Origin of the sequence: Enterobacter sp. BIDMC93, from assembly GCF_001037805.1 — a bacterium.
Taxonomy (GTDB): domain Bacteria; phylum Pseudomonadota; class Gammaproteobacteria; order Enterobacterales; family Enterobacteriaceae; genus Enterobacter; species Enterobacter hormaechei_C.
On sequence record NZ_KQ089962.1, the window covers coordinates 4092050 to 4104536 of the forward strand.

Genomic DNA, 12487 nt, shown 5'->3' on the forward strand with positions numbered 1-12487 from the left:
CGCCGCCACCCGGCAATCAAGGCGCACGGTAAAACGGCTTATCCCCCAGGATCGTCGCCCGCTGCATAATCCTTCGCTGCGGCAGGTAATCCGCATTAGCGTAATGCTGCGTGACGCGGTTATCCCAGATCGCCAGATCGTTCTCCTGCCAGCGCCAGCGCACCTGGAACTCCGGTTTGGTGATGTGCGCGAACAGGAAGCCGAGCAGCGCCTCACTCTCTTTTTCCGCTACGTCCACGATGCGCGTGGTGAACCCTTCATTCACAAACAGCGCCTGCTTTCCGGTCACCGGATGGGTACGCACCACCGGGTGCAGCAGCGGGGGATGTTTTGCGACCGCATCCAGCCAGCGCTGGTGCTCCTCTTCGCTTTTGCGGTACTTGTACTCCGGGAACGATTTTTTGAAGTCATGCTCCGCCCGCAGGCCGCTCAGCAGAGTCTGGAGCGGCGCGGAGAGCGCCTCAAACGCGGCAATCCCGCTGGCCCACAGCGTATCCCCACCCGTCTCCGGCAGCTGTTTTGCTGCCAGAATCGCCCCGGCTGGCGGTGTGTCGATAAAGGTAACGTCCGTGTGCCAGTTGTCATTATCGGGCGGGTTATCGTTATGGGTGTCCAGCACGATAATTTCCTCCACCCCTTCCGCATGCGGGTAGACCGGGTGGATATGCAGGTCGCCAAAACGCAGGGCCAGCGCGCGCTGCTGCTGCGGGGTAATGGCCTGTTCACGCAGGAATACCACCTGATGACGCAGCACCGCGTGGTACAGCTGCTCAAACTGGTTATCGCTCAGCGGACGGGTTACGTTCAGGCCCGACACCTGCGCGCCAATATATGGCCCCAGCGGGGTAATGGTCAGTCGTTCACTCATTGTATTTCTCCATGCCAGGGCGTCAGGCGACGCTGTAGCGCGCGCAGTCCCAGTTCTAATCCAAAGGCAATCGCGGCGATCACCGCGATCCCTGCCAGTACCACGTCAGTCGCCAGGAACTCTCCCGCCGACTGCACCATAAACCCAAGGCCGCGCGTGGCGGCTATCAGCTCTGCCGCCACCAGCGTAGACCAGCCCACCCCAAGGCCGATGCGCAGCCCGGTCAGTATCTCCGGCAGCGCGCCTGGTAAAATGACGAACAGCAGTATCTGCGCGCGGCTGGCGCCGAGCGACTGCGCCGCACGTATGCGTACCTGCTGCGCACTTTTTACGCCAGCCAGGGCCGACATGGCTACCGGCGCAAATATCGCCAGGTATATCAGTAAGATCTTTGACGTCTCGCCGATGCCAAACCAGATCACCATCAGGGGCAGGTAAGCCAGCGGCGGGACGGGACGGTAAAGCTCTATCAGCGGGTCGAGAATGCCGCGTACCGTCGGGCTCAGTCCCATCGCGATCCCCACCGGAACGCCAATAATGACCGCCGCCAGCAGCGCCACCAGAATACGCATCAGACTGGCGCCTAAATGCTGCCAGAGCGTGGCATCCATAAAGCCCTGCGGCCCGGCGATAGTAATTAGTTTTTCCAGAACCTGGCCTGGCGGGGGCAGAAACAGCGGGCTGACCCACTGCTGCGCGGCAACCGCCCACCATACCGCCAGCAGCACCACCAGCGTGCTGAGGCTTAAGGTGAGCTGGCGAGAGAACGGCCAGCGTAAGGCAAGGCGCGTCCGCCGCGTTTTTTCACTGAAAACAATGCTCATGAGAACGCCTCCCGTTGCTCAAACACGCGGCTTAAGACGTATTCACGCTGTTCAATAAACAGCGGATCGGATTTGATGCTGCGTACCGGCTCTCCCGCCACATAGCGGCGGGCAAACTCAAGCGGCAGGCGCTCCAGCACGCGTCCCGGCCCCGGTGAGAGCAGCACCAGCTCCGTCGCCATAAACACGGCCTCTTCGATATCGTGGGTGATTAACAGCACCTGCTTGCCGGTTTCGTGCCACAGGCGCAGCAGCAGGGTTTGCATCTGCTCGCGGGTGAAGGCATCCAGCGCCCCGAAAGGTTCGTCCAGCAACAGCAGCTGTGGGTTAGCCGCCAGCGCGCGGGCGATCCCGACGCGCTGACGCTGCCCGCCTGAAAGCTGCCAGATAAAGCGTTTTTCAGCTCCCTCCAGCCCGACTTTTTTCAGCATATCGCGCGCCGTATTCAGGCGCTGTTCACGCGCTACACCTGCCAGTTGCAGACCAAACGCAACGTTTTCCTGAACGTTTCGCCACGGGAGTAATCCTTCATTCTGAAAGACCACGCCGCGCTCTGCGCCCGGCCCCGTTACCCGTTTTCCTTCCAGCTGGATCGTGCCGTGCTGATACAGTACAAACCCCGCGATCAGGTTCAGCAGCGTCGTTTTCCCGCAGCCGGACGGCCCCAGCACCACCAGCAGTTCACCGCTGTCCAGCGTCAGGTTGATCTCTTCCAGGGCGGGTTTGCCGCCGTAATCGGCAGACAGGTTTGTAATGTTCAGCATTGCAGCCCCCTTATTTCACAAAGCGATCGGTCACGAACTGGCTGTAATCCGCCGCCACCGCAGGCACTTTGCCCTGCTCTTTCAGGAACGTGGCAGTGTCGACAATCGCTTTGCTCACCGGCCCGTTCAACTGCTGGACCTGCTGCGCAGGCGTCAGATAGGTGTTGCCTTTTACCAGCCCCGGCACGTCAGCTTCCGGCACGCCGCTCAGACGTGAGAGCTTCTCCAGGTTGGCGGGATGTTTCAGCCATTCATCCGGGTTGCTGATGTATGGCTGCTGTGCGTCGATGGCGCTTTTGGCGAAGGCTTTCACCACTTCAGGGTGTTTCTCGGCAAAGTCCTTCCGTACGACCCAGACGTCAAGGGTTGGCGCGCCCCACTGCCCCACTTTTTCGGAGTCGGTCAGCACGGTGCCCTCTTTTTCCAGCTCGTTGACGGCGGGCGCCCAGACGTATGCTCCGTCGATGTCGCCACGCTGCCAGGCGGCAATAATCGCCGGAGGTTGCAGGTTAATGATCTGCACCTGGCCCGGCTTAATGCCCCAGTGTTTCAGCGCTGCCAGCAGGCTGTAATGCGTGGTGGAGATAAACGGCACCGCGATGCGTTTGCCGATCAAATCTTCGGGTTTCGTGATGCTTTTCTTCACCACCAGCGCTTCGGAATTTCCGAGCTGCGACGCCAGCAGGAAGACTTCAATCGGCACCTGCTGGCTGGCGGCCACCGCCAGCGGGCTGGAGCCCAGGTTGCCAATCTGCACGTCGCCCGAGGCTAACGCCCGCACAATCGCCGCGCCGCTGTCGAACTTGCGCCAGTCGACGTTCGCCCCGCTCGCTTTGGCAAAGGTGTTGTCCGCCTGCGCAACTTTCGCCGGCTCAGCGGAAGTCTGATACGCGACGGTGACGTCCACCGCCTGCGCCTGAAATGCCCACAGCGCCAGTGCGCCGAGAAGTGTGATTCGCGATGAAATTGCCATAGTGCCTGCTCCCCTTGTTGTTATAAGGGCAGTATTTCCGGCGCGAGAAATTTGATAAAGGAATAAAAAAGAATCGCTAATGACGATTCGTTTTTAGAAAAAAAGCGGGAAAGGATAGTGAATTTTGTGCGGTTGTTTCTCCGGGTGGCGCTGCGCTTACCCGGCCTACGGTTCGTGCAATTTGTAGGCCGGGTAAGGCGCAGCCGCCACCCGGCAAAGACCTCAGCGCTGAACCGTCAGCGCAGCAATATCCTGCGGCGTGGTGCGACAGCAGCCGCCAATCAGCTTCGCACCGGCATCCAGCCACTGCGGTAAATACCCCGCCAGCGTCTCGCAGGCTTCACCGTGGTGATGCCAGGTTTTGCTCACCGCATCATAATGCTCGCCGGAATTCGGATAGACCACCAGCGGCAGCGACGTCAGGCTGTGCAGATGCGTCAGCGCCGCGGTGGTGTTTTCCAGCGCGATACAGTTGATCCCCAGCGCGACAACCTGCGAGTAGTTTTCCAGCGCAGAAACGACATCCCGCAGCGGCGTCCCGTCACTCAGGTGCTCGCTGTCACGCAGGGTAAATGAGAACCATGCCCGGGCGCGAGGATACGCCGTCAGCATCGCCGCCAGCGCCTTAATCTCCGGGAAAGAAGGCAGCGTTTCACAGGCCAGCAGATCCGCGCCCGCATCCAGCAGCGCCTCCACGCGGGGACGGTGGAACGCGGTGAACTCTTCAGCGCGACGCACATAATCGCCGCGATATTCAGATCCATCGGCAAGGTACGCGCCGTACGGCCCTACCGACCCCGCCACCAGCAGCGTGCCCGCCTGCGCATTCTCTGCCAGGTACGCTTCCCGCGCTTTGCGTGCCAGCTCTACGCTTTTGCCAATCAACGCCCGGGATTGCGCCTCGTCCAGCCCGCGTGCGGCAAAGCCCGCAGGCGTGGCCTGATAGCTGGCGGTGATCGCCACCTGTGCCCCCGCGCGGTAATAGTCGAGGTGCACGTCCCGGATCAGCTCCGGGTTTTCCATCAGCACTTTGGCCGACCAGAGGCTGTCGGCAAGGTTACAACCGCGCGCTTCCAGCTCCGTTGCCATCGCCCCATCCAGCACGACAAACGGCTGGTTTTCAAGGAGGGCGGTAAGCGGATTATTCTGCGACATGTTCAGGCTCCTGCGTGGTCATGTTTCGGGTCAGGTAGTACGCACCATAACACAGGGCGACAAACGGAAGCCCGCAATAAAGGGCAATACGCTGGCTGGGGTCAAACCACAGGCCGACGCAGGCCACCAGACAGAGGATAAAGCCAAGCACGGGCACCAGCGGATACCATGGCGCGCGATACTGCAACGCCGAAAGTGGCTGCCCGGACTGCACGTGACGGCGACGAAACACGAAGTGTGACGCGCAGATGCTGATCCACACCGCCACCACCGCAAAACCGGAAATGGCTGACAGGGCCACAAACACCGTATCCGGCGCGACCACGCTGGAGAACAGCGCCAGCACGCCACCCAGCATGGAAACGGAGAGCGCCGTCAGCGGCACGCCGTTTTTGTTGACGCGGGCAAAGCAGCGCGGCAGCGTTTTCTCGTTAGACAGAGACCACAGCATACGGCCAGAGGCGTACAGACCCGAGTTCGCCGCCGAGAGGATCGCCGTCAGGATCACGAAGTTAAAGATATCCGCCGCATACGGAATGCCGACCTTTTCAAACACCAGCACGAACGGGCTTTTCTCCACGCCAGCCTGCTGCATCGGGATCAGCGCCGCCAGCACAAATACGGTGCCAATAAAGAAGATGATGAGCCGGGCGATGGTGGTGCGAATAGCAACCGGAATAACCTTGTGTGGGTTTTCCGTTTCTCCTGCCGCGATGCCGATAAGCTCCGTTCCGGAGAAGGCAAAGTTGACCGCCACCATGGTCATCAGGATCGGCAGACCGCCGTGCGGGAACCAGCCTTCGGCAGTAAGGTTGCTTAAGCCCGGCGCCGGTGAACCGTCCTGCATCGGGATAAAACCGAAGATCGCCGCCCCGCCGAGAATAATGAAGGCGATGATGGTGATGACTTTCACCAGCGAGAACCAGAATTCCCCTTCGGCGAAGAAGCGCGTGGAAATGACGTTAAGAGCAAAAATCACCACGCAAAAGACGACGCACCACGTCCAGACGGGAACCTGCGGGAACCAGTACTGCATACAGAACCCGGCTGCGGTAAAGCTCGATCCCAGCGCCACTGTCCACGTTAGCCAGTAGAGCCACGCCACGGTATACCCTGTCGCCGGGCCGAGATAACGAGCGGCGTAGACGTGGAACGCGCCGGTTTCCGGCATCGCCACGGAAAGTTCCCCCAGGCATTGCATAACCAGCCAGACCACCAGCGCACCAATAAGATACGCCAGCAGCGTGCCCGCCGCGCCGGTTGTCGAAATGATGTATCCGGTATTGAAGAATAACCCTGTGCCGATAACGCCCCCCAGCGAGAGCATAATCAGGTGACGGGTTTTCATGATGCGCTTAAGCTGCCCGTTTTGTTGTTCTGTTTGCATATTACCTTCTAAACGTATGGACATCTAAACATCCAAAGAAGTGTGTTATACCGCGATTGTTAACAAAAAGCCACCCGGCACGACTTCGGCGCAATTATTGGTAAATCTTTAAATCAGTTCTATAGTCGACACAGTTTCTTCTTCACCTGGACTCACTATGCGATTTAACGGACTGACCAAAGGTTTCTTTATTCTCATCCTGGCCCTTGTTACCTGGGCTTTCTTTGACGTGCTGTCACCCTATTTCTCGGCGATTCTGTGGGCCGCGATCCTGACCATCATTTTCAACCCGGTGAAAAACAAATTGCGTACCGCGCTGGGCGATCGCAACGGGCTGGCTTCCCTCCTTACACTCGGCATTATCTGCCTGATCGTGTTTATTCCGTTGATGGTGATCCTTTCCTCGCTCGCGGTGGAACTGAACATGGTTTACACCAAGCTGCAACAGAACAACACGCAGTTCCCGGAAGTCATCGCCGGTATTTTCAACCGACTGCCGGACTGGGCCAGCGGCTTCCTGGCGGATCACAACCTGACCAACGCCGCGCAGATTCAGAAAAAGCTTTCCGATGTCGCGTTACAGGGTGGACAGTATCTGGCGGGAAGCGCGTTCCTGATTGGTAAAGGGACGTTCGGCTTTGCTATTAGCTTCGGCATTATGCTGTACCTGCTGTTTTTCCTGCTCAAAGACGGGCCCTATCTGGTGCGCCAGATCCTCGACTCGCTGCCGCTGTCTGACTTCGCCAAACAGCATCTGTTCGCTAAGTTTGTCGGCGTCTCACGAGCCACGGTAAAAGGTACGGCGGTCGTGGCAGTGGTTCAGGGTACGCTTGGCGGTATCGCCTTTGCCATCGTCGGTATTGACGGTAGCGTACTGTGGGGAGCGCTGATGGCGTTCCTCTCCCTGGTGCCCGCCGTCGGCTCGGCTATCGTCTGGGTTCCCGCCGCGATCTTCCTGTTTGCCACTCACCAGCTGTGGCAGGGTCTGTTCATTGTGGGCTTTTTTGTCATTATCGTCGGGCTGGTGGACAACCTTTTACGTCCGCTGCTGGTGGGCAAAGACACCAAAATGCCGGACTACCTGATACTGATCACCACGCTCGGCGGTATGGAGCTGTACGGCATTAACGGTTTTGTTATTGGGCCGCTGATTGCCGCCCTGTTTATCGCCTGCTGGAACCTCTTCTCCGGCCGCGACCACGCAGGCAACGCCGAGGAGCTGGACGCAGACTTTATTGAAGAGGGAAAAAACCCTCCGGATCTCTAACGAAACGCGTTTTGTCAGGCGGCCCTGTGCCGCCTTTTTTTTCGCGATAAATCAGGGGTTTTCTATAATCTGAAATGAACGCTCTTCCACATTTGTCGTAGAAGGATCCAACAGGTGCGAATCGCCACGATCACAAACTGGGCCTATGGTGTCACGGTGTGCCTGACCATTGCCTCCGGTATCGTCATGCTGATGGCTTCCCATGCCGACAACGTAGAGCGTCAGGCTGTTAAGCAACGACAAATTTTTGACCAGCTTACGGAAGAGATTGAGGCAGAAACCTGGATGCTCTCCGATTTAGCGCGCCTTTACGCCATCAAAAAAGAGCCCGATGTGCTGAAAGCGTACCAGGCGAAAGAAGGTGAACTGAAGAATATTGAACACAAAGTGGGACAGTTAAAAGATACGGGCGCAACGGGCGAAGAGCTGGCGCTGCTGTATGAAGGGCTGAAGATTGTTGATGGCCTACAGGATGAACAGCAGGCAGCAATTGCCAGCGTCGCCCGGGGTGAGGAACAACAGGCCATTGCGTTACTCTTCGGCAAAATCTACGAACTTGAAACGGAACGTGCCCAGAGCAAGATTGACCATTTTCGTATGCTGCTGGATAAGCGCATTATTGCCGATGTCCAGGCAGCGACCAACACGTCGAAAACGCTGCGTACCGCCTCAGAGGTGATGGTCGGCCTGACCGCCCTGCTCTTCTTATTCGTGATGGGCTTTATTCTCAAGCACCGCGTGCTGCGCCCGGTAGTGCGCCTCAGCGATGTGGTTCACCGCCTGGCCTCACAGGATTACGGCGTCGAAACGCCCAATTTCAACCAGGTCGATGAGATAGGCGATATGGCGCAGGCCATTCGCATTTTCCGCGAGAACGGGCTGGCAAGGCAGCGGCTTGAAAAAGAACGCGACGCAGACTGGGCCATCCGCGAGCTGCTCGCGCGAATGACCCAGCGCTTGCAGGGGTGCGAGAACGTCAGCGACGTGATTGAGGTGGCAGAGCTGTTTGCTCCCAACATTGCGCCGGGTATCGCCGGACGTCTGTATATCCTGGATCGAAACCCGTGGGAGATGCGCTGTGCGGCGGAATGGTTATCTCCACAGGGAGAAAAAAATGCTTTCCACCCCGATCAATGCTGGGCCATACGCCGTGGTCAGAGCCATCCACCGGTCAACGGCGAGCCGGATATCGGTTGCCAGCATCTGCCTGAATCACAAAAAGACAGCTCACTGTGCGTGCCGCTCATTGCGCAGGGGGAAGCCATTGGTTTGCTGTCGTTTCAAAACATCACGCCTGAAACGGCACCGTCCCGCGCATATCTCGAATTAATGGCGGAAGCCCTGGGTCTGGCGCTGGCCAACCAGCGTCTGCGCGATGCCCTGCTGGAAAAAGCGCTATTCGACCCGCTCACCGGCTTGCGTAACCGTCACCACCTGGAAGATACCCTGCGCACTCAGATAGCTCAGGCAATGCGCAATGATGAGCCGGTGAGCTGCATGATGATCGACATCGATCACTTTAAAAGCATTAACGATCGCTTCGGCCATGAGGCTGGCGATCATGTGATTAAGAGCGTGGCGACAATTGTTCAGCGTGCCGTGCACGATGCCGGCCTGGCCTTCCGCTTTGGTGGCGAAGAGTTTCTGGTGCTGCTAACGGGTGCGGATGAGGAAGCGGCTCACGCCTGCGCAACGGAGATTTATAACGGCGTCCATACGCTGTCGCTGCGCTATGGGCTTGCTGAGATTGGCCCGGTGGATGTGTCGATCGGGATCGCCAGTTACCCGCAGCACGCCCAAAGCGACGACCTGCTGCGCGCAGCAGATGTGGCGCTTTACCGGGCGAAAGAGCTGGGGCGCTCGCGGATCGTCAGTTTCAGTATGCTGGAGACGGGTTAACCGAAAATCCCTGCCAACGACGTCAGAGGTATGCGCACTCTCTTATTCCCTCACATTGAGGGTGCGTTATCATTCTTTGTACAAATAAATTCATCTTAACGATGCCACCATTGATAAAAAATGGGGGTGCGTAAATATATCAATAAATCAAAGCGATCATTTTTTAAACCCGGGTGGCTAATTACACTGAGTTTTTATGTTTTAAAAAACCTAAACTCCAGCCAGAGGTCTGCAATCACGGGGCAAACAACGATTATCCATTTGATTTTAATACATTTAATGAAGTATCGTTTGCAAAAAGCCATGGCGTTCAACAAAATAGACAAACTTATAGGATAAATAACTTATAATTCTTATACTTCTGTTAAAAAGAGGAGGCCAATATGCGAATAATCCTAATGCTGTGCTGCTTTTTGGTACAAAGTTTAAGCTGGGCTGGCGAACTGCCAAAGCCTGTGGGCAAACCCATCTTAACCATTACCGGTAATATAGAAAATACGAACGAAAATGGAAAAGCCGTTTTTGATATTGCCAGCCTGGAAAAACTGGGGATGGTGAGTTTCCAGACGACCTCTCCCTGGTATAATGGCCGCACGAAGTTTGAGGGTATCCCGATGCGCAAACTCATGGAGTATGTGGGGGCTAAGGGTTCTGTTCTGAATGTGGTTGCACTCAATGATTATACTACCGTCATCCCTCTCAGCGACTTCCAGAAATACAACGCCATCCTGGCGTTAAAGGTCAATGGCGAATATATGCGCATCCGCGATAAAGGTCCGTCATTCATCGTCTACCCTTATGACAGTCTTCCTGAACTCAATAATCAGATTTATTACTCGCGATCGGCCTGGCAGGTCAGCAAAATGAAGATTGAATAGTAGTTCAGGAGAACATAATGAACAGGATACTGGTTGGTATCATTTTTTCTCTTTTTATCACTACGGGATATATAGCCTTTCTTGTCTACGACCGTCAGCAGGAGTTGCAAAAATTGACTCACTACACTGAGTCCTGGTCTGTAGCCCAACTGGTATCTGAATATTACCGATTTGAATCATGGATTGGACTGTACGCAACCGAGACTGATGACGTTACGGTAGACCAGGTTCGCATGCGCCTGGAAATCATGCTGAGCCAGAATGATTTATTGAAAGAGGGCGGCCTGGGTCGTTATATAAACAGCGCGAAAGCGCATCAGGCGCTCGCCTTACGCCTGGAAAATATACTGAACTATCTGGATGGTCATCTTGAGAAAATGAGCCGTTCAGAGTTAAAGCTCTATCTGAAAAATATGCATTCACTGGATGCCCCGCTAAGCCAGCTTTCATCAACGGCTTTAACAAAAGATGTTAATACAATCAATGAAACTAACCTAAAAATACAGGTTCTGTATTATATTTATTCAGCACTTTCGCTGTTACTGGTTATTTTAAGCTTCATACTGGGCTTTTTGATTATCTATCAAAATAAAAACATCCTCAAAGCACATACACAGGTTAAAACGTTGGCTGAAGAACTTCAGCTGTCCAAAGAAACCCTGCAAATCCAGAATACAAAACTGGAATACGATGTTTATCATGACTCCCTTACCGGCATGAAAAACCGTCTTTTCTTCTGGGATGATCTCAATAAACTTAATCTACAGGCTGAGGAAAAACATATTTCGGTCACGGTGATGTTATTCGATTTAGACCGGTTCAAAGAGGTGAATGATACCTACGGTCATGATGCTGGCGATTTACTGTTACGTGAGGTATCCACGCGCCTTAACGCTTTGAGCCGCTTTTCAGAGACATTTTATCGTTTGGGCGGCGACGAATTTGCGTTTCTCTCCAGTGGCTTAACCGAAGCCGCAGCCGTTTCACGCGCGCGAGAAATCAGTGATAGCATCAGCAAGCCCTATACAATTAATAATCAACTTATAAAAATAGCCACCTGTGTGGGTATTGTTTTATCGGATAACGAACGACGTTCAGATTACCTTTATAAATTTGCCGATCTGGCGCTCTATGAAGCCAAAAAAGAAGGTTCTCAGCAAATCAAAGTCTTCCGCCAGCGAATGCTACAGAAGTTGCAGGAAAGCAGAACCCTTGAAAATGATATGGCAAGAGCAATAGAGAATGATGAGTTTATTGTTTATTACCAGCCTATTGTGAATTCAGTCAGCAAGGAAATTTACGGCTATGAAGCGCTTATTCGCTGGATGCACCCCGTCAAGGGGATGCTCTCCCCGGATAGCTTTATTTTCGCCGCTGAAAAAACAGGCATGATCAACGAGATAGGTAAAACTGTACTTAAACTGGCGTGTAGGGAGGCGGTCTCCTGGGCTGTTCCGGCCAGGATCTCCGTCAACGTCTCGCCTGTTCAATTGGGCAGCAAATCATTTATTAATACGGTGCAGTCCGTTCTGGCTGAGACCGGGCTCCCGGCTAACCGTCTTGAGTTAGAGGTCACAGAGTCTTCCCTCTTCAGTGACAGAAATAACCCCATTGCGATCCTCAAAAAACTACGCTCACTGGGCGTAAGAATTTCTATTGATGATTTTGGCACGGGTTATTCGTCGCTCTCCAGACTCAGCGAACTGAATTTTGATAAAATCAAGATCGATAAATCTTTTGTCAATCCGATATCTACGCAGGAAGATGCGCTTAATATTGTGAAGCTGATTACCGGTATGGCTAAAAGCCTTAATATGGGCGTCATAGCCGAGGGCGTTGAGACCGAAGAGCAGCTTGAGCGGCTTCAGGCTCTGGGTTGCGAGCTTGTGCAGGGATATCTTTTCAGCAAACCACAGCCTCAGGTCGACAGCAAAATTAAGAGCGGCCAGGAATGATCCCCTCTCCTCAGCCCGATACCAACCGGGATCACATTTTTCACCCCTGGGTATTCACTGACAATAACCAGGTGTTATCATTCACCCCGTAAATACCTATCAACTCAAACCGAGGCTTTGATGCTGGAGAATGTAATCATCCGATAATCAGCTTCCCGACCTTTCCAGGCCGGACTGATTATCAATGCGCCGAAATCGTATGCGGACACCGCTGTGTGTTTGCACGTTTTGCACATGATGATTAAACAGGTTTTCCAGTATGAATTTATCCCGTCAGGAACAACGTACCTTACACGTTCTCGCCAAAGGTGGCCGTATTGTGCACGTCCGCGATAACTCTGGCCGCGTCACCGCCGTTGAATGCTATAGCCGCGAAGGGCTACTGCTGGCTGACTGCACGCTCGCCGTTTTCAAAAAGCTCAAAACCAAAAAGCTGATCAAATCCGTTAACGGTCAGCCCTACCGCATTAACGCCACCGGGCTGAACAATGTTCGCGCTCAGCCTGATAATCGTTAA

Annotated in this window: 11 protein-coding genes; 5 read left to right on the forward strand and 6 right to left on the reverse strand. The window is 54.8% G+C overall.

The window, feature by feature from the left end:
- Positions 1–16 precede the first annotated feature (16 nt).
- The 6 genes from tauD to mmuP all read right to left on the reverse strand — a co-directional run bounded on the left by tauD (position 17) and on the right by mmuP (position 5971).
- Positions 17–868 carry a taurine dioxygenase gene (tauD, locus tag SK58_RS19185; RefSeq protein ID WP_048220321.1) on the reverse strand — a complete coding sequence of 284 codons (852 nt, stop codon included), beginning with the start codon at positions 866–868 and terminating at the stop codon, positions 17–19.
- On the reverse strand, positions 865–1692 hold the full coding sequence (gene tauC / locus SK58_RS19190) for a taurine ABC transporter permease TauC (RefSeq protein ID WP_017383144.1): 828 nt from the start codon (positions 1690–1692) through the stop codon (positions 865–867). Before tauC ends, tauD begins: the two co-directional genes overlap by 4 nt.
- The gene (gene tauB, locus SK58_RS19195; RefSeq protein WP_048220322.1) at positions 1689–2456 is read right to left on the reverse strand and encodes a taurine ABC transporter ATP-binding subunit; all 768 of its coding nucleotides are present in this window, start codon (positions 2454–2456) and stop codon (positions 1689–1691) included. Before tauB ends, tauC begins: the two co-directional genes overlap by 4 nt.
- A gap of 10 nt (positions 2457–2466) precedes the next feature.
- Positions 2467–3429, reverse strand: coding sequence for a taurine ABC transporter substrate-binding protein (gene tauA / locus SK58_RS19200; protein ID WP_017383142.1), 963 nt, complete (start codon positions 3427–3429; stop codon positions 2467–2469).
- Positions 3430–3651: 222 nt separating this feature from the next.
- Entirely contained in the window at positions 3652–4584 is a 933-nt protein-coding gene (gene mmuM / locus SK58_RS19205; protein ID WP_032647373.1) for a homocysteine S-methyltransferase, read from the reverse strand.
- On the reverse strand, positions 4571–5971 hold the full coding sequence (mmuP, locus tag SK58_RS19210; protein ID WP_048220323.1) for an S-methylmethionine permease: 1401 nt from the start codon (positions 5969–5971) through the stop codon (positions 4571–4573). The genes mmuM and mmuP overlap by 14 nt, the downstream gene beginning before the upstream one ends.
- A 157-nt stretch (positions 5972–6128) precedes the next feature.
- On the opposite strand from mmuP, the gene SK58_RS19215 reads away from it, so the two are divergent.
- The 5 genes from SK58_RS19215 (at position 6129) to SK58_RS19235 (ending at position 12487) form a co-directional block, all read left to right on the forward strand.
- Positions 6129–7238 (forward strand): AI-2E family transporter, encoded by a 1110-nt coding sequence (locus tag SK58_RS19215; RefSeq protein ID WP_017383139.1) that lies wholly within the window; start codon positions 6129–6131, stop codon positions 7236–7238.
- Positions 7239–7352: 114 nt separating this feature from the next.
- Positions 7353–9137 (forward strand): diguanylate cyclase, encoded by a 1785-nt coding sequence (locus SK58_RS19220; protein WP_045334514.1) that lies wholly within the window; start codon positions 7353–7355, stop codon positions 9135–9137.
- 383 nt (positions 9138–9520) lie between these two features.
- Positions 9521–10015, forward strand: coding sequence for a putative pterin-binding protein (locus tag SK58_RS19225; RefSeq protein WP_023303170.1), 495 nt, complete (start codon positions 9521–9523; stop codon positions 10013–10015).
- A gap of 17 nt (positions 10016–10032) precedes the next feature.
- Positions 10033–11970, forward strand: a complete 1938-nt coding sequence (locus SK58_RS19230; protein ID WP_045347498.1) for a putative bifunctional diguanylate cyclase/phosphodiesterase — start codon at positions 10033–10035, stop codon at positions 11968–11970.
- 259 nt (positions 11971–12229) lie between these two features.
- Entirely contained in the window at positions 12230–12487 is a 258-nt protein-coding gene (locus tag SK58_RS19235; protein ID WP_047728885.1) for a YjhX family toxin, read from the forward strand.

What these genes read in the sequence shown, in the direction of transcription:
- tauD (WP_048220321.1), bottom strand. Translation starts at nt 868, where the DNA reads ATGAGTGAACGACTGACCATTACCCCGCTGGGGCCATATATTGGCGCG.
- tauC (WP_017383144.1), bottom strand. Translation starts at nt 1,692, where the DNA reads ATGAGCATTGTTTTCAGTGAAAAAACGCGGCGGACGCGCCTTGCCTTA.
- tauB (WP_048220322.1), bottom strand. Translation starts at nt 2,456, where the DNA reads ATGCTGAACATTACAAACCTGTCTGCCGATTACGGCGGCAAACCCGCC.
- tauA (WP_017383142.1), bottom strand. Translation starts at nt 3,429, where the DNA reads ATGGCAATTTCATCGCGAATCACACTTCTCGGCGCACTGGCGCTGTGG.
- mmuM (WP_032647373.1), bottom strand. Translation starts at nt 4,584, where the DNA reads ATGTCGCAGAATAATCCGCTTACCGCCCTCCTTGAAAACCAGCCGTTT.
- mmuP (WP_048220323.1), bottom strand. Translation starts at nt 5,971, where the DNA reads ATGCAAACAGAACAACAAAACGGGCAGCTTAAGCGCATCATGAAAACC.
- SK58_RS19215 (WP_017383139.1), top strand. Translation starts at nt 6,129, where the DNA reads ATGCGATTTAACGGACTGACCAAAGGTTTCTTTATTCTCATCCTGGCC.
- SK58_RS19225 (WP_023303170.1), top strand. Translation starts at nt 9,521, where the DNA reads ATGCGAATAATCCTAATGCTGTGCTGCTTTTTGGTACAAAGTTTAAGC.
- SK58_RS19230 (WP_045347498.1), top strand. Translation starts at nt 10,033, where the DNA reads ATGAACAGGATACTGGTTGGTATCATTTTTTCTCTTTTTATCACTACG.
- SK58_RS19235 (WP_047728885.1), top strand. Translation starts at nt 12,230, where the DNA reads ATGAATTTATCCCGTCAGGAACAACGTACCTTACACGTTCTCGCCAAA.